General features: G+C 65.7%; 31 protein-coding genes, 1 tRNA gene and 1 pseudogene. 21 read left to right on the forward strand and 12 right to left on the reverse strand.

The genetic code is table 11. The features are described 5' to 3' along the window. The first annotated feature begins 277 nt into the window (after positions 1-277). Positions 278-481 carry a hypothetical protein gene (locus tag WOC76_RS15735; RefSeq protein ID WP_341105537.1) on the forward strand — a complete coding sequence of 68 codons (204 nt, stop codon included), beginning with the start codon at positions 278-280 and terminating at the stop codon, positions 479-481. Between the two features lie 208 nt (positions 482-689). Here WOC76_RS15735 and WOC76_RS15740 read toward each other — a convergent pair. Further along, positions 690-765, reverse strand: a tRNA-Glu gene (locus WOC76_RS15740). Positions 766-875: 110 nt separating this feature from the next. After that, positions 876-998, reverse strand: coding sequence for a hypothetical protein (locus WOC76_RS15745; protein ID WP_341105536.1), 123 nt, complete (start codon positions 996-998; stop codon positions 876-878). 199 nt (positions 999-1,197) lie between these two features. On the opposite strand from WOC76_RS15745, the gene WOC76_RS15750 reads away from it, so the two are divergent. Continuing rightward, entirely contained in the window at positions 1,198-3,048 is a 1,851-nt protein-coding gene (locus WOC76_RS15750) for an ABC-F family ATP-binding cassette domain-containing protein (protein WP_341108749.1), read from the forward strand. 63 nt (positions 3,049-3,111) lie between these two features. On the opposite strand, the gene WOC76_RS15755 is transcribed toward WOC76_RS15750, so the two are convergent. Next, on the reverse strand, positions 3,112-3,393 hold the full coding sequence (locus tag WOC76_RS15755) for a GNAT family N-acetyltransferase (protein ID WP_341105534.1): 282 nt from the start codon (positions 3,391-3,393) through the stop codon (positions 3,112-3,114). Between the two features lie 65 nt (positions 3,394-3,458). Continuing rightward, positions 3,459-4,154: a GyrI-like domain-containing protein gene (locus tag WOC76_RS15760; protein ID WP_341105532.1), complete on the reverse strand. Its 696-nt coding sequence runs from the start codon at positions 4,152-4,154 to the stop codon at positions 3,459-3,461. 180 nt (positions 4,155-4,334) lie between these two features. On the opposite strand from WOC76_RS15760, the gene dapF reads away from it, so the two are divergent. Together dapF and WOC76_RS15770 are read left to right on the forward strand one after the other, a co-directional pair. Then, positions 4,335-5,195: a diaminopimelate epimerase gene (gene dapF, locus WOC76_RS15765; protein ID WP_341388958.1), complete on the forward strand. Its 861-nt coding sequence runs from the start codon at positions 4,335-4,337 to the stop codon at positions 5,193-5,195. Next, positions 5,192-6,355, forward strand: a complete 1,164-nt coding sequence (locus WOC76_RS15770) for a MiaB/RimO family radical SAM methylthiotransferase (RefSeq protein WP_341105530.1) — start codon at positions 5,192-5,194, stop codon at positions 6,353-6,355. Before dapF ends, WOC76_RS15770 begins: the two co-directional genes overlap by 4 nt. Before the next feature lie 165 nt (positions 6,356-6,520). Here the strand turns inward: WOC76_RS15770 and WOC76_RS15775 are convergent, their stop codons facing one another. Then, positions 6,521-6,952 carry a PRC-barrel domain-containing protein gene (locus WOC76_RS15775; RefSeq protein ID WP_341105528.1) on the reverse strand — a complete coding sequence of 144 codons (432 nt, stop codon included), beginning with the start codon at positions 6,950-6,952 and terminating at the stop codon, positions 6,521-6,523. A gap of 212 nt (positions 6,953-7,164) precedes the next feature. On the opposite strand from WOC76_RS15775, the gene WOC76_RS15780 reads away from it, so the two are divergent. Both WOC76_RS15780 and WOC76_RS15785 read left to right on the forward strand, forming a co-directional pair. Next, positions 7,165-7,872, forward strand: a complete 708-nt coding sequence (locus WOC76_RS15780; protein WP_341105526.1) for a TerC family protein — start codon at positions 7,165-7,167, stop codon at positions 7,870-7,872. Positions 7,873-8,012: 140 nt separating this feature from the next. Next, positions 8,013-8,831 (forward strand): class I SAM-dependent methyltransferase, encoded by an 819-nt coding sequence (locus tag WOC76_RS15785; protein WP_341105524.1) that lies wholly within the window; start codon positions 8,013-8,015, stop codon positions 8,829-8,831. A 133-nt stretch (positions 8,832-8,964) separates the two neighbouring features. Here WOC76_RS15785 and WOC76_RS15790 read toward each other — a convergent pair whose 3' ends face one another. Both WOC76_RS15790 and rpsU read right to left on the reverse strand, forming a co-directional pair. Beyond that, the gene (locus WOC76_RS15790) at positions 8,965-9,807 is read right to left on the reverse strand and encodes a tetratricopeptide repeat protein (protein ID WP_341105523.1); all 843 of its coding nucleotides are present in this window, start codon (positions 9,805-9,807) and stop codon (positions 8,965-8,967) included. Positions 9,808-9,916: 109 nt separating this feature from the next. Next, positions 9,917-10,135 (reverse strand): annotated as a pseudogene (gene rpsU / locus WOC76_RS15795) (30S ribosomal protein S21); the annotation flags it as partial. 219 nt (positions 10,136-10,354) lie between these two features. On the opposite strand from rpsU, the gene WOC76_RS15800 reads away from it, so the two are divergent. The 6 genes from WOC76_RS15800 (at position 10,355) to WOC76_RS15825 (ending at position 14,920) form a co-directional block, all read left to right on the forward strand. Beyond that, positions 10,355-10,570 (forward strand): hypothetical protein, encoded by a 216-nt coding sequence (locus WOC76_RS15800; protein WP_341105517.1) that lies wholly within the window; start codon positions 10,355-10,357, stop codon positions 10,568-10,570. Further along, complete coding sequence (locus tag WOC76_RS15805; protein ID WP_445730614.1) at positions 10,567-11,340, forward strand: metal ABC transporter ATP-binding protein; 774 nt, start codon at positions 10,567-10,569, stop codon at positions 11,338-11,340. Before WOC76_RS15800 ends, WOC76_RS15805 begins: the two co-directional genes overlap by 4 nt. Further along, positions 11,330-12,199 carry a metal ABC transporter permease gene (locus WOC76_RS15810; RefSeq protein ID WP_341105515.1) on the forward strand — a complete coding sequence of 290 codons (870 nt, stop codon included), beginning with the start codon at positions 11,330-11,332 and terminating at the stop codon, positions 12,197-12,199. The genes WOC76_RS15805 and WOC76_RS15810 overlap by 11 nt, the downstream gene beginning before the upstream one ends. A gap of 5 nt (positions 12,200-12,204) precedes the next feature. Beyond that, positions 12,205-13,092 (forward strand): metal ABC transporter substrate-binding protein, encoded by an 888-nt coding sequence (locus WOC76_RS15815; RefSeq protein WP_341105513.1) that lies wholly within the window; start codon positions 12,205-12,207, stop codon positions 13,090-13,092. 14 nt (positions 13,093-13,106) lie between these two features. After that, positions 13,107-14,246, forward strand: a complete 1,140-nt coding sequence (locus WOC76_RS15820; protein WP_341105511.1) for a CobW family GTP-binding protein — start codon at positions 13,107-13,109, stop codon at positions 14,244-14,246. 113 nt (positions 14,247-14,359) lie between these two features. Beyond that, entirely contained in the window at positions 14,360-14,920 is a 561-nt protein-coding gene (locus tag WOC76_RS15825) for a YqhA family protein (protein WP_341105509.1), read from the forward strand. 162 nt (positions 14,921-15,082) lie between these two features. Here WOC76_RS15825 and WOC76_RS15830 read toward each other — a convergent pair whose 3' ends face one another. Continuing rightward, positions 15,083-15,643: an HdeD family acid-resistance protein gene (locus WOC76_RS15830; protein WP_341105507.1), complete on the reverse strand. Its 561-nt coding sequence runs from the start codon at positions 15,641-15,643 to the stop codon at positions 15,083-15,085. A gap of 167 nt (positions 15,644-15,810) precedes the next feature. Next, the gene (locus WOC76_RS15835) at positions 15,811-16,218 is read right to left on the reverse strand and encodes a MarR family transcriptional regulator (protein ID WP_341105506.1); all 408 of its coding nucleotides are present in this window, start codon (positions 16,216-16,218) and stop codon (positions 15,811-15,813) included. A gap of 82 nt (positions 16,219-16,300) precedes the next feature. On the opposite strand from WOC76_RS15835, the gene WOC76_RS15840 reads away from it, so the two are divergent. Both WOC76_RS15840 and hdeA read left to right on the forward strand, forming a co-directional pair. Continuing rightward, entirely contained in the window at positions 16,301-16,894 is a 594-nt protein-coding gene (locus WOC76_RS15840) for an SH3 domain-containing protein (RefSeq protein WP_341388972.1), read from the forward strand. 149 nt (positions 16,895-17,043) lie between these two features. Beyond that, complete coding sequence (gene hdeA, locus WOC76_RS15845) at positions 17,044-17,370, forward strand: acid-activated periplasmic chaperone HdeA (protein ID WP_341105502.1); 327 nt, start codon at positions 17,044-17,046, stop codon at positions 17,368-17,370. A gap of 8 nt (positions 17,371-17,378) precedes the next feature. Here hdeA and WOC76_RS15850 read toward each other — a convergent pair whose 3' ends face one another. Beyond that, positions 17,379-17,903: a DUF6101 family protein gene (locus WOC76_RS15850; RefSeq protein WP_341431489.1), complete on the reverse strand. Its 525-nt coding sequence runs from the start codon at positions 17,901-17,903 to the stop codon at positions 17,379-17,381. Positions 17,904-18,136: 233 nt separating this feature from the next. On the opposite strand from WOC76_RS15850, the gene WOC76_RS15855 reads away from it, so the two are divergent. The 4 genes from WOC76_RS15855 (at position 18,137) to lpxK (ending at position 21,632) form a co-directional block, all read left to right on the forward strand. Continuing rightward, positions 18,137-18,961 (forward strand): inositol monophosphatase family protein, encoded by an 825-nt coding sequence (locus WOC76_RS15855; RefSeq protein WP_341431490.1) that lies wholly within the window; start codon positions 18,137-18,139, stop codon positions 18,959-18,961. Then, positions 18,958-19,212 (forward strand): DUF4170 domain-containing protein, encoded by a 255-nt coding sequence (locus WOC76_RS15860; RefSeq protein WP_341105498.1) that lies wholly within the window; start codon positions 18,958-18,960, stop codon positions 19,210-19,212. The genes WOC76_RS15855 and WOC76_RS15860 overlap by 4 nt, the downstream gene beginning before the upstream one ends. Before the next feature lie 147 nt (positions 19,213-19,359). Continuing rightward, a complete protein-coding gene (locus WOC76_RS15865) occupies positions 19,360-20,637 on the forward strand; it encodes a 3-deoxy-D-manno-octulosonic acid transferase (RefSeq protein ID WP_341105497.1) in 1,278 nt (425 codons plus the stop codon). Next, positions 20,634-21,632, forward strand: coding sequence for a tetraacyldisaccharide 4'-kinase (lpxK, locus tag WOC76_RS15870; protein WP_341105495.1), 999 nt, complete (start codon positions 20,634-20,636; stop codon positions 21,630-21,632). Before WOC76_RS15865 ends, lpxK begins: the two co-directional genes overlap by 4 nt. Here lpxK and WOC76_RS15875 read toward each other — a convergent pair. Then, positions 21,616-21,837, reverse strand: a complete 222-nt coding sequence (locus WOC76_RS15875) for a DUF2093 domain-containing protein (protein ID WP_341105493.1) — start codon at positions 21,835-21,837, stop codon at positions 21,616-21,618. The two genes, lpxK and WOC76_RS15875, sit on opposite strands and share 17 nt — an antisense overlap. Before the next feature lie 61 nt (positions 21,838-21,898). On the opposite strand from WOC76_RS15875, the gene WOC76_RS15880 reads away from it, so the two are divergent. The 3 genes from WOC76_RS15880 (at position 21,899) to WOC76_RS15890 (ending at position 23,745) form a co-directional block, all read left to right on the forward strand. Beyond that, a complete protein-coding gene (locus tag WOC76_RS15880; RefSeq protein ID WP_341105492.1) occupies positions 21,899-22,069 on the forward strand; it encodes a hypothetical protein in 171 nt (56 codons plus the stop codon). Positions 22,070-22,129: 60 nt separating this feature from the next. Then, a complete protein-coding gene (locus WOC76_RS15885) occupies positions 22,130-23,203 on the forward strand; it encodes a DGQHR domain-containing protein (RefSeq protein WP_341105490.1) in 1,074 nt (357 codons plus the stop codon). 221 nt (positions 23,204-23,424) lie between these two features. Further along, a complete protein-coding gene (locus tag WOC76_RS15890) occupies positions 23,425-23,745 on the forward strand; it encodes a hypothetical protein (RefSeq protein ID WP_341105487.1) in 321 nt (106 codons plus the stop codon). Here the strand turns inward: WOC76_RS15890 and WOC76_RS15895 are convergent. Continuing rightward, positions 23,732-24,466 carry a helix-turn-helix transcriptional regulator gene (locus WOC76_RS15895; RefSeq protein ID WP_341105485.1) on the reverse strand — a complete coding sequence of 245 codons (735 nt, stop codon included), beginning with the start codon at positions 24,464-24,466 and terminating at the stop codon, positions 23,732-23,734. The two genes, WOC76_RS15890 and WOC76_RS15895, sit on opposite strands and share 14 nt — an antisense overlap. Positions 24,467-24,469 lie beyond the last annotated feature (3 nt).

The raw sequence follows: 24,469 nt of genomic DNA on the forward strand, positions 1-24,469 counted from the left end.
CGCCGGCCACTTTGAGAATTCTAGCGTTGCAAATTGGCAGAGCTTCGTACAAAGGACACGCCGCCATGCTTCGCAACCTCGCACAAGTGAACGTTCAGAACGCGCCGCTCGTCTTAGGGCAGTTTTTCACTAGCATCCCTCGCACGATCGTTAGTGCAAAAAGCCGCCACTGATATCGCCGGCGCTTATGGCGTCGAGGTCGGCAAGTTCGTTTGGCGTGATAAGCGCACGGGGGCCGAGCAGGACGTGACCGGCGGGAACGAACGTCGACTATTTCGTGCCGACGTCCTTTGTCGTGACGCAGGCGGCCCCCGCTGGCGGCATGATGGGCATTTCCGACGATCCGCAGCGCTTGAAGGCCAGCACGCCCGCAACGCCGCCGGCGGCGAGCAAGCCGGCGCCGGACAAACCGAAGCCGCCGGAAGGCGTCGCGCAGCATCCGGCCGAGAAGCCGAAGCCGACGCATCCGAAGAGCAAGTAACCGGTACCCCGTTTTCAGGGGTTTTGCGAGAAAACCGCTCGTAAAGCATTGAAAAGCAAGGGCCGGATCGCCCCCCGCCGCTAGAATGTCACTCGCCTTCGCCGGGTTGCGCAAAACTGCGTCCTGATCCGCCCCAGCGTATTGCACAAATAAAAGACAAATCGAAGCCTTTTTAGCTCGAAAAAGGCTCCTAACTGATTGATTTCATTGGCGCGCCCAAGGGGATTCGAACCCCTGTTTTCGCCGTGAAAGGGCGACGTCCTAGGCCTCTAGACGATGGGCGCGGGCCTGCGCGGCGTGAAGCGGCGCAGCGAGGGCTGTATAGAGGCGCGCGGCCGGTAAGACAAGCCTTGTCGGCGAGCATTTTGCTCGGCAGGGCTCGCGCGCCGCAATCTCAAATGCCCCACCTAATCGCTTCATAGGCATAGAGGCCGAGGCGCGTGGCGTAGATGCCCACGAGCGCGAAACCGAAGGCCTTCAATGTGATCCACAGATAGGTTTCCATGTCGGGGTGCATGAGCGAACCTCGCTTCTCGGGTTGAACTGCCTCGGGCTCTCCCCTTTGTCTCAGCGGCCTCACAGGCCAAGCAATAACAGGGCCACTTGCCGCAGCAGCGATTGGCCGCGGCGGGGCCAGCCAAGGCCCGCCGACGCGCGCCATGGCCAAACACGCATCTGGCGGCGCCGGCCGCGGCCTGTTACTGGGCTTCCCGACCATGCTCACCATCAACGACCTTACCTACCGGATTGGCGACCGGCTCATATTCGACCATGCGGGCGTCTTTCTCCCGGGGCGATGCCGCGCCGGCTTCGTCGGCCGCAACGGCGCCGGCAAGACCACGCTCTTCCGCCTGATCGCCGGCGAAATCTCGGCCGAGTCCGGCTCCATCTCCCTGCCCGCGCGCACGCGGCTCGGCCGCGTGGAGCAGGAGGCGCCCGGCGGGCCGACGCGCCTCATCGATTTCGTGCTGGCGGCGGATCTTGAACGCGCGGAGCTCCTGGCCCGCGCCGAGACCGCCCATGACGCCCATGACATCGCCGACATCCAGACCCGCCTGGCGGACATCGACGCCCATTCCGCGCCGGCCCGCGCCGCGGCGATTCTCCATGGTCTCGGCTTCGACGACGCCGCCCAGCGCCGGCCCCTGTCGGAATTCTCGGGCGGCTGGCGCATGCGCGTCGCGCTGGCGGCGGTGCTCTTCTCCCAGCCCGATTTGCTGCTGCTCGACGAGCCGACGAACTATCTCGACCTCGAGGGCACTCTGTGGCTCGTGGATTATCTCGCGCGCTACCCCGCGAGCGTGCTGGTCATCAGCCACGATCGCGATCTGCTCGACGCCGTCGCGACGCATATTCTGCATCTCGAGCGCGGCAAGCTCGCCCTCTACAAGGGCGACTATTCATCCTTCGAGAAACAGCGGCGCGAGGCGCAACTCATCGCCGCCAAGGGCGCGCGGAAACAGGAGGAGCGGCGCAAGCATCTCCAGGATTTCGTCGATCGTTTCCGCGCCAAGGCCACCAAGGCGCGGCAGGCGCAGTCGCGCCTCAAGATGCTCGAGAAGATGGAGCCCGTCGCCGCCATCGTCGACGACAGCGTCCTTCCCATCCACCTGCCCTCGCCCGAAAAGCCGCTCTCACCGCCGATCGTGGCGCTGGAGCGGGTTTCCGTCGGCTATGGCGCGCGCGTCGTGCTCTCGCGCCTGACGCTGTCGCTCTCCAACGACGACCGCATCGGCCTTCTCGGCGCCAATGGCAATGGCAAATCCACCTTCGCCAAATTGCTCGGCGGACGGCTTTCGCCGATGGACGGCCGAACGGTCCGCGCCGCGAAGCTCGAAGCCGGCTTCTTCGCGCAGCACCAGATCGACGATCTCAACGAAGAGGACACGCCCTATCTCGTCTTCTCGCGGCTGATGCCGGACGCGCCGGAGGCGCGCGTGCGGTCGCGGGCGGCGCAGACCGGATTTTCCGGCGCGCGCGCGGACACCAAGGTCGCGCATCTCTCGGGCGGCGAGAAGGCGCGCCTCCTTCTCGGGGTCGCCTCCTTCAACGCCCCCCATTTGCTGATTCTGGACGAGCCCACCAACCATCTGGACATCGACAGCCGCGCCGCCCTGATCGAGGCGATCAATGAATATGAGGGCGCGGTGGTGCTGGTGTCGCATGATCGCTATCTGCTCGAAGCCTGCGCCGACCGGCTCTGGCTCGTGGACGAAGGGACCGTGCGTCCCTTCGACGGCGACATGGATGATTATGCGCGCCTCGTTCTGTCGAAGACCAAGGGCGAGGAGCCCAAGCGCGAAGCGGTCCCCGCATCGTCCTCCGCCGCGCCGAAGCGCCGGGACGCCGGACAGATGAGGCGCAAGCTCGCGGCCGCGGAGGAGAAGGTCGAAAAATTCGCCGGCCTCCTGGCTCGCGTGGACGAGGCGCTTGCGGCCCCCGACGCCTTCACGCGCAACCCCCAGGAGGCGGCGAAGCTCGCGGCGCAGCGCGAGGAGCTCGCCCGCGCGCTCGCCAGCGCGGAAGAGCAATGGCTGGAGCTGGCCAGCGACGCGGAGTCGGCCTGAAGCGGCCGCCCGGACTGGAGGGGGCGAGTCGCAACCGCATGGCTTCCGCGCGGCGGCGGCCGTTCACCCCTGCAAATGGGCAAACTCTGGATGCTGCTTCAGGAAAGCCGCAACGAAGGAGCAGCTCGCCCTTATCTTGAGCCCCTGCTCCTGCGCCGAGCGCAGCGCGCCCCCCACAAGCTGCGAGGCAATGCCTCGGCCCTGTAGCGCGGGGGGCGTTTCGGTGTGGGTGAAATCCATTACCCCATCGCGCAGAACATAGTCTGCGATCGCCAGCTCGCCGTCGACCAACAGTTCGAAGCGGCTCTTTTGAGGGTTGTGGCGCACCGCGCTTTCCCGATCCATCCTGTTCTCCTGGTTACGCCCCCAACTGGCGCCGGGCATCCCCAAGGCCAAGGGGCCGCCGGCCCCTATTTCAGGAAGACGTAGATATCGACATCCACTTCGGCGTCGTCGCCTTTGAAATCGTTCAGATACTCCTCGATGATGAGGTCCTTGGTGTCGAGCCCCTTCTCGTCGAGATAGGCGGCGATCGCCTCATAAGTGGCGTCGATCTCGTCATAGGCGCCGCGATGCTGGAATTTCATCGCCTTGCCCGAGGGCGATGAGCCGATCTCCACCCCGTCGGCGAGCTTGGGCTTGCCTTCGGGCGCGGCGCCGAGCGGAGCCATGGCCTCGAAGGTGAAGCCCGTATCGTCCGTCTTGGTGAAGACGGCGATGGTCCGGCCATTGACCGTGAGGCCCGCCTTTGCGACGGCGGCGTTGAGCTTCCGGATCGCCTCGGAAAGCGTCTTGGCGGCGCCCTCCCATTTGCCCTGGCCCTTCAGGATCGCCGCCGGCCGGGCGTCGACCGTGACCGTCTCGCTCGCGACCGCGGGCGCGGCGTCGGGCGTCGCGGGCTTCGCGGCCTCGTCCTGCGCCTGCGGCGAAGCGGCCTCGGGCTTTACGGCCGGCGTCGCGGCGGCCGGTTTCTCCGCCCCTTCCTCGGGAACGGCGGCGAAGCGGCGCTCGGCGAAGATCGCCGCCGCCGCGACCAGCAGCGTGAAAATCGCCAGCGGCCGCCAATGCGTCCGCAAGCTGTCGATCAGACCGGGTTCCTCGTCCATGCCTCGATGCGTCCTTCCGCGTCTCAAGCGAATCGCCTGCCTTCCTGGCGTCAAAATGCGACAGAGGTAAGGGCGTGGCAAAGCCGGCGCATCGAAGTAGCCCGCATCCAAGTAGCCCGCATCGAAGTAGCCCTTGGGCGGCGCAGTCTCTATATACGGGTCGCCGCCTGGAAGGATCGAATGCCGCATCCGCTCGACAATCGCCCCATCCTGCGCATGAATGGCGCGGGCAATGAAATTCTGGTGCTCGACCTGCGCGGGCTCGACCATGTGCTCGCGCCCCAGGAGGCGCGCGCCATCGCCGCAGCGCCGGGCCTGCGCTTCGACCAGCTCATGGCGCTGCACGATCCGCGCGCGCCGGGCGACGACGCCTTCATGCGCATCTACAATGTCGACGGCTCGCTCTCCGGCGCCTGCGGCAATGGAACGCGCTGCGTCGCCTATGCTCTGGCGCGCGAGGGGAAGGAACGGCTGGCGCTCGCCACCGACGCCGGCCGGATCGAGACGCGGCGCGAGGGCGAGACCGTTTTCACCGTCGACATGGGCGAGCCCCGGCTCGACTGGCGCGAAATTCCGCTGGCGCGCGCGGCCGACACGCGCGCCGTGGCGCTGGAGCCCCCCGTTCCGGGCGCGCCCTCGCAATTTTCCGCGGTCAGCATGGGCAATCCGCATGCGGTGTTCTTCGTGCCGGATGCGCGCGCCGTCTCGCTCGAAACGCTGGGCCCGGCGCTTGAAACCCATCCGATCTTTCCCGAGCGCGCCAATATCTCCTTCGCGCAGATCGTCGCCCCAGACGACATTTTGCTGCGCGTCTGGGAGCGAGGCACGGGCGCGACCAAGGCCTGCGGCTCCGCGGCCTGCGCCACGCTCGTCGCCGCCGCGCGCGCCGGATCGAGCGCAAGGCGCGCGCGGCTGCGCCTGCCGGGCGGGGATCTCCATGTCGAATGGCGCGCGGATAACCACGTGATGATGACAGGCCCCGTGGAATTCGAATTCGAGGCGCGGCTGACGACCGCCCTTTTCGAGGGGACGGCAGCGTGAGCGCCCCGGCGCGACAGGGGAAGACGATTACCTTCGGCTGCCGGCTGAACATGGTGGATTCCGAAGAGCTGGCGCGCCAGCACGCGGGCGCGCCCGACACATTCGTCGTCAACACCTGCGCCGTCACCAGCGAGGCGACGCGACAGGCGCGGCAAGCCATCCGCCGCCTGCATCGCGACAGGCCAGAGGCGCGGATCGTCGTCGCCGGCTGCGCGGCGCGCATCGATCCCGAAAGCTTCGCGGCCATGCCGGGCGTCGCCGAGGTCGTCGCCGAGCAGCCGGAAAACCGCGCGGCGGCCGCGGAGGAAGGCACGCGCGGCTTCCTCGCCGTACAGAATGGCTGCGATCACAGTTGCACCTTCTGCATCATTCCGGCCGGGCGTGGGGCCGCGCGATCGGTGTCGCCGCAGGAGGCGGTGGCGCAGGCGCGCGCGCTCGTCGAGAGGGGCAAGCAGGAGATCGTGCTCACCGGCGTCGACCTCACGAGCTACGACGCCGGTGGCCTGAAGCTCGGCGGACTCGTGCGCCGCCTGCTGCGCGAGGTGAAGGACCTCGCCCGACTGCGCCTCTCCTCCATCGACTGCATCGAGGTCGACGACGATCTCCTCGCCGCGCTCGAGGAGGAAGAGCGCCTGTGCCCGCACCTGCATCTCTCGCTTCAGTCCGGCGACGATCTCATCCTCAAGCGCATGAAGCGGCGCCATTCGCGCGCCGACGCCATCCGCTTTTGTGACGACATGCGCGCCGCCCGGCCCGACATCGTCTTCGGCGCCGACTTCATCGCGGGCTTTCCGACGGAGACGGAAGAAATGTTCGCCGGGACGCTGGCGCTCGTCGCCGACTGCGGCCTCACGCATCTCCATGTCTTCCCCTTCTCGCCGCGACCCGGCACGCCGGCGGCGCGCATGCCGCAGGTCGCGCGCGACGTCGCCAGGGCGCGAGCGGCGCGGCTGCGGGAAGCAGGCGAACAGGCGCTCATGCGCCATCTCGAGGCGCAGCGGGGAAAGACCCTGCGCCTGCTCGTCGAACGCGGCGGCATGGCGCGCGCGGCGGATTTCACGCTGGCGCGCACGCCGGGCCTCGACCCCGGCCGCATGATAGATGCGCGCGTGACGGCGCACGACGGACGCGCGCTCGAGGTCGACCTCGATCCCGCCTGAAACCCTCCAAAGGCAGGCCGAGCGCGGCAGAATCCTTCGAGGCAGCCGCTGGCCGCTTGTGCGTCTTCAATGCGCCGGAACAAGAAAAAACGAGCGCGTCAAAGACGCGCAACCCACGTACAAGACAAGGCCGCCCCGCGGCGGCCCTGCCCATGTGTCGTTTGCTCAGAACCCGGCGGTCTGGTCGGTTCCACGGCCTGACTGTGCGCTCGCGGAGGAGCCCATGGAGCCGGCGCCGCTCTCTTCCCAATAGGGACGCGAGCCGAAATGCTGATGAAGACGCTCTTCCCAATTGCGATCCGACCAGCTCTGATCCGTGTATTCCGGCGCATTCTTGAGCTGGTCCTCGGTGACGCTCGTCACATATCCGCCGAGGTTCGTGTCGTATTTGAAAGCCTTCCACGGCAGCGGATGCTCACCCTCGCCGATGCCGAGGAAGCCGCCGAACGTCATGATCGCATAGCGGATGACGCCCGAGACCTTGTCGATCATCAGGTGGTCGATCTGACCGATCTTGTTGCCGGAAGGATCATAAACGGCCGTGCCTTCGACGTTCTCGCTGGAGATCAGATTGCCGCCTTGCATCGCCGTTCCCATCGTCGCCTCCTCGAAGCCGCTTGTGAACCTTTTTTGAGGTCCGCTGAGCCCAGTGAACCTGTCGTCGCCTTCGAATGTTCCCCGCGCAGACGGCGAAGGGCTGAAGGTTTCGCCCAGATCCGGCGGAAAAGGCGTAGAAAAGCCGAAGCTTTCGCCCCGCGGCGAAACAGGCTAATCAAGTGGCGCGCAGCCGCCCCCGCAGGAAGGAATCCATGGACTTGCAACTCACCATCGGCTGGGAAGTCCTCGAGATCATCTGGATCAATATTCTGCTCTCCGGCGACAACGCGATCCTCATCGCGCTCGCCTGCCGCAGCCTGCCCGTCAAGCAGCGGCGATGGGGCGTGTTTCTGGGCGCGCTCGGCGGCGTCGTCCTGCGCGTGATCTTCACGCTGCTCGTCGTGCAGATGATGAGCATTCCCTATCTGAAAGCGTTCGGCTCGCTGCTCCTGCTCTTCGTCGCGGTGAAGCTGCTCATCGACGAGACGGAACATTCGGACGTAAAGGCCAAACCCGATCTCATTGGCGCGGTGACGTCGATCATCATGGCGGACGCCGTCATGTCGCTCGACAATGTGCTCGCCATCGCGGCCGCGGCGCGCGGCTCCACCCATCTCATCGTCTTCGGCCTCGCGCTCTCCGTTCCGATCGTCATGTTCGGCGCCGGCTTCCTGCTGAAGGTTCTCGAGCGTTTCCCGGCGCTGGTCTGGGCGGGAGCGGGCCTGCTGGGCTGGGTCGCCGGCGACATGGCCGCGACCGACCCGGCGCTTCTCGAAAGACTGCAAGGGTTCGATCATGCCTCGCTCGAACGCGCCCTATGCATCGGCGGCGCGGTCATCGTGCTCGCCCTGGCCTTTCTGATACAGGCCTATCGCCAGTGGCGGGACGATCAGCGCGACGGGGAAAAGCGTCGCAGCTAGAGATTCGAACGACCGTCCGCCGTCGCTGCTTCAAGAAGCGCACGCCTCGGTTCGTTCGCGATGAGGTCGCCCAGGTTGCCGGGGCTTGGCCCCTCTGCTAATTTCTTTCCCTGAATCTCAATAGAAAGCGGGCAGACAAGTTGTCATTCTTCAGTCTTCGCAAGTTGATCGGTCAGGGCCAGGCTCAGGGCGTTCCGACTTTTACCGCCCACAACATTCGTCTCGACGACGGCAGCTTCACCAAGCCCGACGTCCCGCCGATGGATGAGCTCCCGTGGTTTCTTGCGGCGCGCCGTCTCCTGACCACGGTCTTCCCGGCTGACAGGGGAAGCGTTCGCATCGCCGATCTGGGCTGTCTGGAGGGTGGATATTCGGTCGAATTCGCGAGGCTGGGCTTTTCGGTCACGGGGCTGGAAGTCAGGGAATCGAATTTCGCCGCCTGCGAATCCGTCAGGTCGAAAACGAACCTGCCGAATCTGACCTTCGTGAAGGACAACGCCTGGAATTTGCCCAAATACGGGACGTTCGACGGCGTGTTCTGCTGCGGCCTGCTGTATCATCTCGACCAACCGCGCAAGTTCATCGAGATGGTCTCGTCCGTGACCAGCAAGATCGCAATCTTCCAGACCCATTTCGCCGCCGCTTACGATGTCGAGCATGCGACCCACAATCTGTCGCCGCTGACGACGAATGAGGGCCTGCCGGGTCGCTGGTTCGCCGAATTTACCGACAAGGACTCCTTCCGCAAGCGGGAAGATCATCGCTGGTCCTCCTGGGACAACACGCGTTCATTCTGGATTCAGAGAGAATATCTTCTCCAGACGATCCGTGACGCCGGCTTCGATCTGGTCCTCGAGCAATTCGACGGCCTCGGCGAGGAGATGGCGAAAAGCATGACGGAAGGGTATTATCACACCGACATGCGCGGAACCTTCATCGGGATCAAGACGCAGTCCTGATGGAATCAGAGCCCCGTGATTGCGAGAGGCGGAGCCGACGCAGCAATCCGGGGCCGCATCGCCAGGCGCGCGGGCGCGTCGCGGGAAAGCCCACGCCCTCCCGAGAGCAATTCCCAAAGGAGATTTCCGCCGGCTAGCCCCGCAGGCCCTGTTTGGCGATCGGCTGCTGGGGATCGAGTTGCAAGGCGCGCTGGTAATTATCCACCGCCTTGGCGCGGTTTCCGCTCTTGTCATAGGCGACGCCGAGCCAGGCCCAGGCGAGCGCGTTCTTGTTGTCGACGTTCAGCGCGGCGTTGAAGTCCTCGATCGCCTTGTCATATTTGCCGAGCGCTACGAAGCTCTCGCCACGCGCCTGGTAGGGCGCAGCCGCGAAGGGGTCGCGGTCGATCGCATTGTCGAAATCGGTGACGGCGCGGGCGTTGTCGCCGCGCTTCTGATGGATCAGCCCGCGCGCGTGGAAGGCTTGCGCATTTTCAGGATTGAGGCGGATCGCCGTGTCCAGGTCCGAGAGCGCCTGATCGAGATTGCCCTGGGCGCGCAGCAGGTTGGCGCGGCCGACATAGGCGGGGGCATGATTGGGATTGGCCTGAACCGCACGGTCGAAATCGGCGCGAGCCGCTTCGTTCTGCCCAGCCTGGCGGCTGGCGAGCGCACGATTGGTATAGGCGGCGGCGTTATTGGGATCGAGCTTCGTCGCCTGGGTAAAATCGGCGATCGCCTCCTGAAAGGAGCCGACGCGGGCATAGGCGACGCCGCGCGTGTTATAGGCCTCCGCGCTGTTCGGATTGCGCCGGATGACCTCCGAGAGGGACTCGATATTCGCCGAAGCGGATTTGGCGTCCGTGTCCGCGATCTCGGCGATGCCCCGGCCCGGAGGACGGATGCCGCTCGCCGTCTCGCAGCCGCCGAGCGCGAGGACAGACAGCGCCGCGCCGCCGAGCGAAAGCCAGCGGCAAGCCGTAAGGCGAAAGCCCATGTCTGAAACCCTCTCGTCCTTCAACGCTTCCAAACGAGCCCGTTTTTGCCGGGCCGGCTCTTAAAAAAGCGTTTACCAAACGGCAAAAAAAGCCTTAGCGGCCGGTAGCCTTCGCCTTCACCGGCAGCAGGCCTTCGCGCTGCAGCTTCTTACGGGCGAGCTTGCGGGCGCGGCGGACGGCCTCGGCCTTCTCGCGGGCGCGCTTCTCGGAGGGCTTTTCATAATGGCCGCGCAGCTTCATCTCGCGGAAGATGCCTTCGCGCTGCATCTTCTTCTTCAGCGCCTTCAGAGCCTGATCGACATTGTTGTCGCGAACGAGAACTTGCACGAAACCATCCTGCTTTTGTGGGGCGACCCGGCGCATCATCTGAAGCCGAGCAGTCCGAATAGGGAATAGGTCTCCGGGCGCTTGCGGAGCGCCTGACCCGTGCTCGGGGAATAGCAGAGTCGCTGCGCCCTGTCCATCCGCAAGGGGCCAAAAACGGCGGCCGGCGGCGGACAAACCGGGGCCTTGTTCTGCCCTCGCGTTATATTATAACGTTTTGACATGACCGACGCGACCACTCAAGGCCATAGCCACGCCCATGACAGCGCCAGCGGCGAATCGCTGGGCGCCGCGGAGCATGACCGATTGCGCCAGGCCGCCTCGCGCGCCCTGCCCGCGCGCGCGTCTCTGCTCGAGGCCTCGTCTGGCGCCCGGCTCATAGGGGCCTCTGTCGCCGCCGCCCTGCTCTGGGCGGGGGTCTATTGGGCGCTCCATTGAGCCTGACCGCCGCCCCGGGCGCCATTCGTCTCGTCAATCTGACGCTCGGCTACGACCGGCGACCCGCCGTGCATCATCTCTATGGCGAGATCGCGCCGGGAGAGGGGCTCGCGGTCTGCGGTCCGAACGGCGCAGGCAAATCCACGCTTCTCAAGGCGCTCGCCGGCCTGCTCGCGCCCCTCGGCGGCCGCATCGAGCGGGCGGGCGCGTCGGCGCGGGAGACGGCCTATCTGCCCCAGCTCCTCGAGGTGGACCGCTCTTTCCCCATCAATGTGCGCGATTTCATCGCCATGGGCGCCATGCGCCGGGTCGGGCTTTTCGGGCGCATCGACGCCGCCGAGCGCGCGCGCACGGCGCAGGCGCTCGACCGCGTCGGCATGGGCGGCATGGACGATCGCCCGATCGACACGCTCTCGGGCGGCCAGATGCAGCGCGTCCTGTTCGCGCGTCTCATCGTGCAGGATCAGCGCGTGATTCTGCTCGACGAGCCCTTCGGCGCCATCGACGAGGCGACGACGCAGGATCTTCTCGCCCTCGTCGCGCAATGGCGCGCGGAGGGCCGCACGGTGGTCGCCGTTCTGCACGAACTCGACCTCGCCCGCCGCGCCTTTCCGCAGACGCTGCTTCTCGCCCGCGAGCGCATCGCCTGGGGCGAGACCCGCGCCGCGCTCTGCGCCGAAAACCTGGCGCGGGCGCGCGCCATGTCCGAAGCCTATGATCGGCAGGCCCGCGAATGTCTGCGCGACGAGGACGCGGCGCATGTTCACTGAAATCTTCGTCGCCCCGTTCCTCGATTACGAATTCATGCGCCGCGCGCTCGTCGGCGCGCTGGCGCTCGCGGTGTCGGGCGCGCCGCTCGGCGTCTTTCTCATCCTGCGGCGCATGTCGCTTGCGGGCGACGCGCTCTCCCACGCGGTTCTGCCGGGCGCCGCCGTCGGCTATCTCGTCGCGGGCCTGTCCCTGCCGGCCATGACCTTCGGCGGCCTCGTCGCGGGCCTCCTGGTGGCGCTCGCCACCGGCGCCGCCTCCCGTTTCACAACGCTGCGCGAAGACGCCTCTCTCGCGGCCTTCTACCTCGTCTCGCTGGCGCTCGGCGTGGTGCTCGTCTCGCTGCGCGGCTCCAGCGTCGATCTGCTGCATGTGCTCTTCGGCTCGGTCTTCGGCCTCGACGACGCCTCGCTCTACCTGCTCGCGGGGGTCTCCACGCTCACGCTTTTCGCCCTCGCCGTCTTCTACCGCGCGCTGGTGATGGACACGCTCGATCCGCTGTTCCTGCGCCAGACCACGCGTTTCGGCGAATTCGTGCCCTCGCTCTTTCTCGGGCTCGTCGTGCTCAATCTGGTCGCGGGCTTTCAGGCCCTCGGGACGCTCATGGCGGTCGGCCTGATCATGTTGCCCGCCGCCGCCGCGCGCCTCTGGACGCACGAGCTTTCGGTCGCTTTGCCGCTCGCCGCGCTCGTGGCCGCGCTCTGCGTCTATGCGGGGCTGGTCTTTTCCAACGAAACCGGCGCGCCGACGGGACCGGCGATCATCCTCGCGGCCGGACTGGCCTATTTCTTCTCGCTGATTTTTGGACGCGCCGGCGGCGCGCTGCGCCTCAGGCGGCCACGCCGGCATCTCGAAGGGTGATCTTCATGCCGACCCGCCGCGCTTTTCTCGCTTTGTCTCTCGCCGCGCTCGCGACGCCCGCCGCCGCCCAGGAAAACAGCCTCCCCGTCGTCGCGAGCTTTTCGATCATCGGCGATCTCGTTCGCGAGGTCGGCGGCGACCGCGTCGCGGTCACGACGCTCGTCGGGCCCGACGGCGACGCCCATGTCTATCAGCCGACGCCCGCCGACGGGCGACGCATCGCACAGGCGAAGCTCATCTTCGTCAACGGGCTCGGTTTCGAGGGCTGGCTCGACCGGCTGATCGCCGCCGCCAAGGGCAAGGACAAGGGCAAGGGCGAGGTGGTGACGCTCGGCAAGGGCGTCGCTCCGCGCGCCGGCGAGGACGGCGCCGATCCGCACGCCTGGCAGGATGTCGCCAACGCCAAAATCTACGTGGCCGAGATTCGTGACGCTCTCGTCGCCGCCGATCCGGCGGGGGCCGAGGACTACAAGGCGCGCGCGGGCGCCTATCTCGCGCGGCTCGACGCGCTGGACAATGACATCGTCCAGACGCTCGCCGCCATCCCCGCGGACCGGCGCCGCGTGGTCTCGACCCATGACGCCTTCGGCTATTTCTCGGCCCGTTACGGCGTCGCCTTCATCGCCCCGCAAGGCGTCTCGACCGAGGCCGAGGCCAGCGCCCGCGACATCGCCCGCATCATTCAGTCGGTGAAGCAGCACAAGGTCGGCGCGGTGTTTCTGGAGAACGTCTCCGACCCCCGCCTCGCGAAGCGCATCGCCGCCGAGACGGGCGCCCGCATCGGCGGCACGCTCTATTCCGACGCGCTGTCGGCGCCCGGCGAGGGCGGCGGAACCTATATCGACATGATGCGCCACAATGTTAGACAATTGGCCCAAGCACTGAGACCCTGACGCAGGACATTCCCGTGACCGATAAAATTCCCGTGACCGTCATCACCGGCTATCTCGGCGCCGGCAAGACGACTCTCCTCAACCGCATTCTCACCGAGGAGCACGGCCGCCGTTACGCCGTCATCGTCAATGAATTCGGCGAAATCGGCATCGACAACGACCTCGTCGTCGGCGCCGACGAGGAAGTCTTCGAGATGAACAACGGCTGCATCTGCTGCACCGTTCGCGGCGACCTCATTCGCATCATCGAGGGGCTGATGCGCCGGCGGGGCAAGTTCGACGCCATCATCGTCGAGACCACCGGTCTCGCCGATCCGGCCCCCGTCGCCCAGACTTTCTTCGTCGACGCCGACGTGAAGGACGCCGCGAGACTCGACGCCGTGGTGACCCTCGCCGACGCCAAATGGCTGAGCCACCGTTTGAAGGACGCGCCCGAGGCGAAGACGCAGATCGCCTTCGCCGACGTCATCATCCTCAACAAGACGGACCTCGTCACGCCGCAAGAGCTCGAGGAAATCGAGGCGCGCATTCGCGGCATCAACCCCTACGCCACGCTGCACCGGGCCGTGAAGGCCGATGTGCCGCTGAAAGCGGTGCTCGAGCGCAACGCCTTCGATCTCGACCGTATCCTGAAGATCGAGCCGAATTTTCTCGAGCCGGAAGAACACGATCACGAGCACGCGCATCACGCTCATGACCACGGCCACGATCATGCCCATCATCATGAGCACGAGCATCATCACGAGCACGATCACGCCTGCGGCCCCGGCTGCGGCCATGATCTTCACGACCATCATGATCATCACGCGCATGGCCACGACCACGACGCCCACGGCCATCTGAAGGCGATCCACGACACGGAGATGCAGTCGCTCTCCCTTCGCCATAAAGGCGAGGTCGATCCCGAGCGGTTCCTGCCCTGGCTCAATGACCTCGTTCAGCGCGAGGGGCCGGACATTCTGCGCTGCAAGGGCATCGTCGCCTTCAAGAACGAGCCGCGACGCTTCGTCTTCCAGGGCGTGCACATGATTCTCGACGGAGACCTTCAACGCGAGTGGCGCGAGAACGAGGCGCGCGAGTCGCGCCTCGTCTTCATCGGGCGCAAGCTGAAGGAGGACGCGATCCGCAAGGGGTTCGAAGAGGCGGTCGCCTGACGAACGGCCATCAGCGCACCGCTCACGCGGCGCGGCGGCGGCGGCGGTTGCTCCCTGCCGGGCCGCGCCTAATTCGTTAAGGGAGCGGCGCATGTCGCGCCCGAGGGGCCGGCATGCTGAAGCGTTTGCTGGAGCATTATCTGTTCCTGTCGCGCTGGCTGCTCGCGCCCTTCTTCGTCATGCTGACTCTGGGGCTTCTCGCCCTCATGGTGAACGCGGCGCGTCACCTCGTCGGGATTCTCTTCTCCATCGGCTCCGCCAGCGAAGACAGGATCATTCTCGAGCTTTTGGGGCTCATCGACCTCACGCTTACCGGCGCGCTGGTGATGATCGTCACCATCTCGGTTTACGAGAATTTCGTCTCCGGCGTGCCGGCGACGCGGCGCGAAGGCTGGCCGAACTGGATGGGCGGGATAGACTTCACGCAGCTCAAGCTGAAGCTCCTCTCGACCATCGTCGCGATTTCGGCGATCAAGCTGCTCGAAGTCTTCATGGACGTGCCGAAATTCGAAGCGGTCGAGCTCACCTATTACATCGCCATCCACCTGACCTTCGTCCTATCGACCTTTCTCTTCGCCTTCTCCGACCGCGTCACCATTTCGGGCCAGATCGAGAAGAAGGCGACGCCGCTCGAGGAGCCGCATGCGAAAGGCGACGCGGCGGGTGGCCAGTGACGTCCAGGGGCGCAGAATGGCGCCGCCCTTTTTGCCGGCGTCGTTCTTGCCGCCGCCTTTGCGTCCGGGCCGAAGGCGCTGTCTCATGGCTGAATGTGTCTTGCAAATGAAAGGAAAGGCGCGCCGGCATCTCAAGGCCGGCGCGTGAACGACATGCGCCCGTCAAGCCTTGCGCATGGCGAGGCCGAGACCGACCCAGCCCATGCCGGAGAAGAAGAGATCGGCGCCGAGGAAGGTTCCGATCACCCAGAGGCTGGAGCTCGGCCACTGCGCGATGATCAGCGTGCCGACGACAAGCGTGAGGATCGAGGAGAAGATCAGAAAGCCCTTCGCGCCGCCGCTCGGCAATTGCACCGAGACATAGGTGCGCACGATGCCGGAGGCCATGAGGCTCGCCCCGATCAGCAAGGTGAGGAAGCTCGCCGCGAGCATCGGATTACGGACGACGAGCGCGCCAGCCAGAATATAAAAGCCGCCCATGACGAGCATCCAGAAGAAATGCTTCCAGCTGCGCATGGCGAAACCGTGCAAGACTTCCGCGAAGCCGCCGATGATCATCGCGAAGCCCACAAAGAGAACGGTCGCGGCGGTCGTCAGCACGACGGTGCTCAGCGCGAAGCCGCCGGCGATGGCGAGCAGCGCGCCGAACGCGACCGTCCATCCCCAATTCTTCTTGAGCGTTTCGTGGTCCGGAAGCGACAAGGTAAAATCGTTCAAAGTCACAAGGGGACTCCCTGGGTTTGCAGTGCTCTCGTCTCTGCCCGTGCGATGCGGGTGATGAAGGCTAACGACGGAAGCCGGGAACAAAGTCAACGCAGACCCTGCTCGTTTTGAGCCTTCGCCCCGCCCGTGAATTTTCGCGCTTCCCGCGCAGGTTCGGGCGGCGGCGGTCAAACATACGGGCCGAGCGTTCTGACGAGTTTGATGATGCGCTCCATGCCTCTGGCGTCGAGCTCGAGAAGATCGACCTGCGCCGGCGCGGCCTGGTCCTGCTCGACGAGCAGACGCCACCCGGCGTCCTCGACCTTCTCGATCCATCCCCGGTCCTTGAGCGATTCCAGTTTTCTGCGCACGGTCTGCCGCGGAACGCCGGTCACGTCGGAGAGGCGGGAGGCGCTGATCGACGCATTCCCTCGGCCCTGCCCGTCGGCCTGTAAAGCCACCTGGCCAATGACGGCCAGCACCAGCATCTCCTGAAGATCCCCGTCGAAGGCTTTCGAGGCGTCAGACAGATGCTCGGCGAAGAATTGCACGAAGTGATACTGAATGAGCCGGTATTTTTCGCGTGTAAGTTGCATCAGCGATCCTGCATTACCGGCCGAGCTTATAACCGTCAGGGAACAAGGCAAGTTCACAGCGTCAAGGCGGAGACTGCTCAAAATGGCCACCAAGCGAGTGGCCAAGTTTGCGGGCCTGTGCTCCTATCCCGCCGCATCGGCTGAGAAACGCCGTTACAGGGACAGAAACGTCATGAAGAACAAAGTTTTGACTCTTGTCGGCGCTTGCGCGGCGGTTTTCGCCGTCGGCGCCGGAGAGGCCGCCGCCCATTCCATGGTCAGTCCGGCGACCGTTCGGTCCGGCCCCGGCATCCAGTGGCCGACCATCGCCCGTATCCCCGCCGGCGTCGATGTCAATGTCTCCGGCTGCTACTCGGGATGGGGGGGCGGCTGGTGCGCCGTCCAGTGGAAGAAGGTGAAGGGCTATGTGCAGGTCGGCGCGCTTGCGCCGTCGGGCGCCAACGACGTCATCGTCGCGCCGATCGTCACCACTGACATCGTCAATCTGCGCAAGGGGCCGGGAACCAACTGGCCCTCGCTGGCGGTGATTCCCTCGGGAACGCAGGTCGACGTCGCCTATTGCTCCCAGGGCTGGCTCTACGGCTGGTGCAAGGTGCGCTACGAGGGTCAGACCGGCTTCGTGAACGGCCTCATCCTTCAGCGCCAGAACGCGCCCTACGGCACGACCTTCTATTGATCGGCTGAGGCGACTGTCCTTCGCTCCGAAAAAGCTTTGAAAAGGAGCTCGATCGGAGCGAAAAAGCTCATGGCGGCAGGCGCTTCGCCTGCCGCTCGCAGGCCACAGCGGGCGCCCGCCATTCGCCATCAACATTCAGGAGCTTTTTCATGAAGCTACGTTATCTCGTGCTCGCCGGGGCCGCCCTTTGCGCCCAGGCCGCCTTCGCGGACGACAAGAAGCCTGTCTCCAACTGGAGCTGCGAGGAATTTCTCGCCGTGGAAGGGGACATCCAGCCGAAGGTGATTTACTGGGCGACCGCCAAAGCCAAGAGCGGCAAGCCGGGTTCGATCGTCGACATCGAGGGAACCGAGAAGGTGGTTCCCATGGTCATCGACGATTGCAAGAAGGAGACGAGCGGCTCCTTCATGACGAAGGTCAAGAACGCCTGGCGCGCCGTCGAGGCGGACGCCAAGAAGGTGAAGGAAAAGCTGTAAAGGCCCCTTCACTCGTAACAGATGATCTCGCGCTCGCCGGCGAAGACCTCCGCCAAGCGGCGGGCGTCCCCGCTCCGGCGAAGGGCGAGAAAACGGGGGCGCCTCCGGCGAACGGAGGAGCCGCCGCGCCGCCCCGGCGCGGCCGCTCCGCAAACCGGGGCGTCGACCTCCGCAAAGTCGCCGTTCTCTGCGGCGAGGCGCGGCAGATCGAGCCAGGCGGCCCAATATTTCCAGTCGGCGGCGGCGGCCGTGCTGTCCCCTGTCTCACCGAGCACCACGTCGAGGTCGCGGTCGCGATGCGCCAGCAGCAGACGGTAACAGGGCGCGCCCGCCTCGCCCGCCGCCACGTCGAGCAGCACGCCCCGATAGGCAGGCACCGGCACGGCGATCTTCATGTCGACCCCGTTGAAGCGTCGGGCGATGAGAATATCGCGGCGCGTGACCCGCACACGGCGCGCCCCGCCATCCGCCCGCCAGTCGCGCTGCACGAAAAACGCTTCGTCGCTTTTCATCGCTTGACCGGCTTCGAACATGATTTCCTCCTCGCGGCCCAAAGGCTCGAACGCTTCCGATGAGGCGAATTCTTGCCCGAGAGCGCGCCGGAATTTGCTAAAAACGACGGTAAATCCGGCATAAACCATTGCTTTTCCGGCAGGATTACGGCCTCACGGTATAGCGGCGGCAAACCGGATCGTTCAAATTGTCGGCAATTCGCTCCCTAGACCGGCTTGCGAGGCCGCGACGCCTCCCCTACTGCTTCAAGGCAATGCCCCTTTCCGAATCCGATCTCTCCGCCTTCCTGTCTCGCCTCGAGGATGTCGCGCGCGAAGCCGGCGACATCGCCATGGCTTATTTCAGGCGCGGCGCGCGCACGGCGGCGGCCATTTCCTACAAGGGCGGCGGCTCGCCGGTCACGGAGGCGGATTTCGCCGTCGACCGCTTCCTTTTCGAGCGGATGCGCCGCCTTGCGCCCCAGGCCGGCTGGCTTTCGGAAGAGACCGCCGACACCGACGCGCGGCTGTCGCGCGAGAGCATCGTCATCGTCGATCCCATCGACGGCACCAACGCCTTCACGCAGGGCGACGAACGCTGGGCGGTCTCCATCGCGCTCATCGAAAGCGGCCGACCCACGGCCGGCGTCGTCCACGCCCCCGCGCGGGGGGAGACCTTCACGGCCGCGCGCGGGCTGGGGGCCTTTCTGAACGGCGAGCGGCTCGACCCGCCGGCGCGGGAATCGCTTTCCGGCGCGCTGGCGATCGCGCCGCGGCCGCTTCACGCGCGCCTTTCCGAACTGCCGCAGAACATCGGGCTTGCGCCGCGCACGCCCTCCCTTGCGCTCCGGCTCGTCGACATCGCCGCCGGCCGCCATGATCTCGTCATCTCCTCGCCGAACGCCCGGGACTGGGACATCGCCGCCGCCGACGTGATTCTCTGCGAGGCCGGCGTCGCGCTCGCGGAGGTGGAGGGCGGCGCCCTCACCTACAATCGCAGTTCGTCGAAGCGCGGCATGCTGGTCGCCGCGCCCAAGCCCCTCATCGAGGAAACCCTCGCCATCGCCCGGACCGTTTCGAAAGGAATAAACTGGTCATGACAAAGCACGCGACGCCCCCGAAACAGGAAAAGCAGTTGCTGCATCTCGTCTTCGGCGGCGAGCTCGAGACGCTCGACGGCGTGTCCTTCCGCGACCCGTCGAAGCTCGACATCGTCGGCATCTATCCCGACAACGACAGCGCCCTCGCCGCCTGGAAAGCCAAGGCGCAGTCGACCGTGGACAATGCCCATATGCGCTATTTCGTCGTGCATCTCTACAAGCTGCTGGACCCGGATCACGACAAGCTCTGATATCAGGCAGGCCGCCAGGCGCTTCCAAAATTAAGCCAGCTTTCAAGAGCAATAGAGGGGGCCTTCGGGGAGGGCGCAGAGAACACTCATCCCGCCGGCGCGCAAGGCCCTGACGCAAGGCGCGGCCAGTTCAAAAGCACGGGGATCATGCCGCTTCTGAAGCTCTATCGACTGGCGACGATCGCCTTGACGCCCCTTGCCGGCGCCGCGCTCAACTGGCGCGCGTCGCGGGGCAAGGAAGACCCGGCCCGGCTGGACGAGCGCCTGGGGCTTCCCTCCCGGGAGCGGCCGCCGGGCCGACTCGTCTGGCTGCATGGCGCGAGCCTCGGCGAGACGCTCTCCCTGCTGCCGCTTGTGGAGCGCTTCATCCAGCGCGGCGCGGAAGTGCTCGTGACCAGCGGCACGGTCTCCTCCGCGCGCCTTTTGACGGCCAGGCTGCCCGCGGGCTCGTTCCATCAATATCTTCCCCTCGACGCCCCCGGATTCGTCGATCTGTTCCTCGATTACTGGCGGCCGGACATCGCCATTTTCGCGGAATCAGAGCTGTGGCCGAATATGGTGACGGCGCTGCACGGACGCGGAATCGCCCTCGTTCTCGCCAACGCCCGAATCTCCCGCCAATCCGCGGAGCGCTGGCGGCGGCTGCCGGGCGCCGCCCGCAAGCTGTTTGGCTCCATTGATCTTTGCCTGGCCCAGGACTCCGAAAATGCGGCGCGCCTCATTGCGCTCGGCGCGCCCTGCGTGCGCGTCGCCGGCAATCTCAAATATGACGTGCCCCCGCCTCCGGCCGACGCCGCCCGGCTGGCCGAATTCAGCGGCGCGGTCGGCGCCCGCCCCGTATGGGCCGCCGTCTCGACCCATGACGGGGAGGAGGAGATCATCCTCGCCGCCCATGCCGAGGTCGCCCGCAAGATCCCCTCGATTCTGACCGTCATCGTCCCGCGTCATCGCGAGCGGGGCGCGGCGATCGCGGAACTGGCGGCGGCGCGCGGTCTGGCCGTCGGCCTGCGCACGCGCGACGGCGAGCCTCGCCGCGACATCGGCGTCTATGTGGCCGATACGGTTGGGGAACTCGGCCTCGTCTTCCGCAGCGCCGGCGTCGTCTTCATGGGCAAGTCGTTCACGCCGGGCGGGGGGCAGAATCCGATCGAGCCCGCGAAGCTCGGCTGCGCCGTTCTGTTCGGACCGCATGTCGACAATTTCAGCGAGGTCTATGGTGAACTCGCCGCCGCCAAGGCGGCCGCGCGCGTCAATGACGCGGAGGCGCTGGCGCGGGCGGTTCATTATCTCCTCGCCGATCCGGCCCGCATGCGGCGCATGGGCCGCGCCGGCGCCGAGACGGTCGAGAAACTCGGCGGCGCCGCGAGAGGCATCATCGCGGCCGTGGAGCCCTTCCTCGCCCAGGTCGCCATCGCGGGACGATGAGCCTGCCGCGCGCGCCCGCCTTCTGGCGTGACGACGGCGTGGCCGCGCGTCTGCTGGCGCCGCTCGGCGCGCTCACGGGCGCCCTTGCGCAACGGCGGCTGCGACGCGAATCGCCGCGCCCCGCCCTGCCTGCGATCGTGGTTGGCGGGCTGACGGCGGGTGGCGACGGCAAGACGCCGACGGCGATTGCGCTCGCGAGGCTGCTTGTCGCAGAGGGAGAGCGCCCGGCTCTTCTGACGCGCGGCTATGGGCGGCGCGACGCCCGCGCGAGCCCCTTCGCCGTCGACGCGACGGCCAGTCCCGACAGGACGGGCGACGAGGCGCTGCTGCTCGCGCGCCATGGGCTGACCATCGTCGGGGCGGACCGGGCGACGAGCGCCAAACTCGCGCGGGACATGGGCGCGACCGCGCTGATCCTCGACGACGGCTTCCACAGCCGGCGCATCGCGCCGGATTTCTCTTTCCTCGTCGTCGATTCGCACTATGGCGCGGGTAATGGCCGCTGCGCGCCGGCCGGGCCGCTGCGCGCGCCGCTCGCGGCCCAATTCGCAGCCGCCGACGCGCTGATCGTCATCGGCGACGGTGCGGCCGCCGCAGCCCTCATGGCGACGGCTGAAAAACCGGCGTTCTGGGCAAGGCTGCGCGCGCAGCCCGCCGCGCAGACATGGAGCGGCCGGCGCGTCGTGGCCTTCGCCGGGATCGGCCGGCCGGAGAAATTCTTCCGCACGCTCGAGAATGTCGGCGCCGAACTCGTCGCCCGGCGCGCATTCCCGGACCACCATCGCTTCAGCGCGCGCGATCTGGAGCAGCTCGCCACGCTGGCGCGCCGCCACGAGGCGCGACTCGTCACGACGGAAAAAGACGTTGTCCGCCTGCCCGAGGGCGCGACGGAAGTCGACGTCCTCCCTGTGCGACTCGTCTTCGACGACGCCGACGCCGTGGCTGCGGCGCTCGCCGCAAGGCTCTCCGCGGCGCGGCTCAGTCGGGTTTCTTGAGCCCGAGCTTCATCAGCTTGGCGTGCGGGCCGCTGTACGGCTCCTGCAGATCGACGTTCCAGTAGCGCAGATCCTCGAGCGGGATCGGTTCGCCGGTGACCGCGCAGCGCACATAGGCGCCCGGTTTGCGAACGCGATATTCGCCGTCGAGATATTCGACCTCGGCCTCGCCAGCCGGTTGGGGGGTGCGTTCGTAACGGTTCATCCGAAATCTTCTGTTGAGCCGCCGCGTCAGCGGCTGTCCCGTCAGCCGTCGAAGCGACCTGATGATCGACCACATGGGCGATACGCCTCCAGCCCGCCGGGCCGCCTTGACGCATATCTACATCCGTCCGGCGTCCAAAGGAAGGTTGAAAAGCGGCTCTGCCCGCGCTTTCAAGCCCAAACTCTTGTTTCATGGCTGTTTCGCGCCTAGCCTTGTCATGAGTGCCGATTGATTCGTCTGAGTCAGCTTCCGCGAACGCTGTCAAGTTCGCGCTGCGATGAGGATCACAGACATGGATCGGGACACGCTGGGCGATCTCGCCGATTCCTCCCCCTTTCGTGAGAACGACGCCGCCCTTTCCACGGCCCGCGAGGCAGGCGCAAGTGTAGAGACGATCTGCGAAAAGGGGCTCGTCGTCACACAGGGCAAGCATCGTTTCTATTCGCTTGTCCTTCCGAGCGACCTCCTGGCGGCGACCTGTATGGTGGAGCCGCGTATCGAAAACCCGATCGACGGCTTTCAGCGCCTGCTCGACGAACGCCGGGCCAAATCCATTGCCCGCTATATCGACGCGGGCTTCGGCACCGTGCCGGGAGCGGTGGTTCTGTCCGCGCAGGCGCGGGCGCATCTGACCTATGACAAGGACAAAGGCGCGCTTACCTTCCGCAAGGACAGAAAGGCCTTTCTCATCATCGACGGCCAGCATCGCATCTATGGGTTCCGGCTCGCCAAATCCTCGGTGAGCGTGCCTGTCGTCATCTACAACAGGCTCACCCGGGCCCAGGAATGCCGCCTGTTCATGGACATCAACACCAAGCAGCGGCCCGTTCCAAACGAGCTGCTGCTCGACATACGCCGTCTTTCCGAGGTCGAAACGGAAACGGAGGCGCTGCTCCACAATGTCTTCGACCTCTTTCACGCGCGCAAGGACAGCGCGCTCGCGGGCCTGCTCAGCCCGGCCGAGCGCAAGAAAGGCATGATCTCGCGCGTCACCTTCAACGCCGCCCTGCGCTCCATCAAGAGCGCCTTCGTGGGCGCGCCGCCCGAGGAGGTCTATGCCGCGCTCAACGCCTATCTGCGCGCCTGCCGCCACGGACTGGGGCTGCACGGCATCGACGATAACATCGCAAATCCGGCGCTGTTCAAGGCGCTTATGCTGCTGTTCACCAATGTGGCAGAGCGCGTCGCCGACCGGCATGGCGGAAAATATACGGTCGGCAATTTTGAAGAAGTCGTCATTCCCTTCTTCCGGCGTCTCAAGAAAAGCGACTTGCCGCGCGCGGGGATGACGCATACCGCCCTGTACGAACATTACAGCAAGGCGCTCAGCGCCGGCTTTCTGCTCAAACAATGGCTCTTCGCCTGATCCGCCTGGGCGGCGCCGCGGCGCCAGAAAATACCCGGTTTCGGGTATTGCGGAGTCGGGGTGGATGGCAGCTACTATCCACTCAGATCAATTTCGCCGGATTACGGAGCCATCGCTTACGGCGACCCCCGCGCTTTCAACGGGGATGCGCGCCGGTAAATTCTTGACGCAAGAACTTTTTCACTCACCAGGCATCGCGCAGACCACCCCGAGCGACCTTTATGGATAAAGCCGACCAAGATGAACGCCTTTCGCCTTCGAGAAGAAAATATCCCGGCCGCATCGGCGTCGAGCTGACTCTCGCGCGGTTGTTGAGCAACCTCTTCGACGACGCCACGCAGAGCCCCAACCTCACGCTCGCCAGACATGCGCTCGGGACGGCGGCCGATGGCGCGGCTGAAACCATGATGCTGCTTTATTTTCTAGAGGAACCTTGCATCAAGCCGCTGGTGCTGGCCGCAATGCGAATCCCGGCGCAGGAAAGAAAGCGCATTCTGCACGAGTTAGCCGATTTCGGACGGCAGGCTGCTAACCGGGGATGAGCCCCGCCCGCAAGGCGACGGCAATGGCCTCCGCCTTGTTTTGCGCCGATAGTTTCTTGATGATGTTTTTCATATGCGTTGCGACAGTCTCTTCCGAGAGAAAGAGAATGTCGGCCACTTGCCGGTTCGTCTTGCCGAAGGCGCTCCACAGCAATATCTCGCGCTCGCGCTTCGTCAGTGACGGGACGCTGATCGCGCTCCCTCTGGCGATCGATTTCAGCCTGTTGAATGCATAGAGGCAAAAGAGATGCAGGTTTCGCATGTCGGACGGATTTAGCGTCCCTGCTTTTCCGCTGAGTGAGACGCCCGCCTCGAGCCCGTTGACCCCATGGACGGGAAAGCACACGCCATTGATCAATCCATGCTCTTCCGCCCTTCGCATGAGTGCATGTTCGGGCGAATCGCGCTCGAGCTGAGAAATGACCTCGATCCAGAAAAAAGGCTCGGGGGCGACGGCGCACCGCCTCGCGATGGGGTCGATCTCGATATAGTTCGACGCGAAATAAATATTCCGCCAGGCGTCCGGCACATGTGCGACAATGAGCAGATCCGCCAGACTTTCTCCATTTCCCGGGATTCCGCTGATGACGAAAAAGCGGTAGCCAATTTCGGAAACGACTTCGAGAAAGACGCGCTCGAACTCCCTCGCCGATTTGGTCGCCTTGATCCGGGCGAGGGCTTCCGAAGCCTTGTCGAAGCTGAATGCGCCAGAGTGAGTCATGCG

This window comes from Methylocystis sp. IM3, from assembly GCF_038070105.1.
In the GTDB taxonomy this organism is placed as follows: Bacteria; Pseudomonadota; Alphaproteobacteria; order Rhizobiales; family Beijerinckiaceae; genus Methylocystis.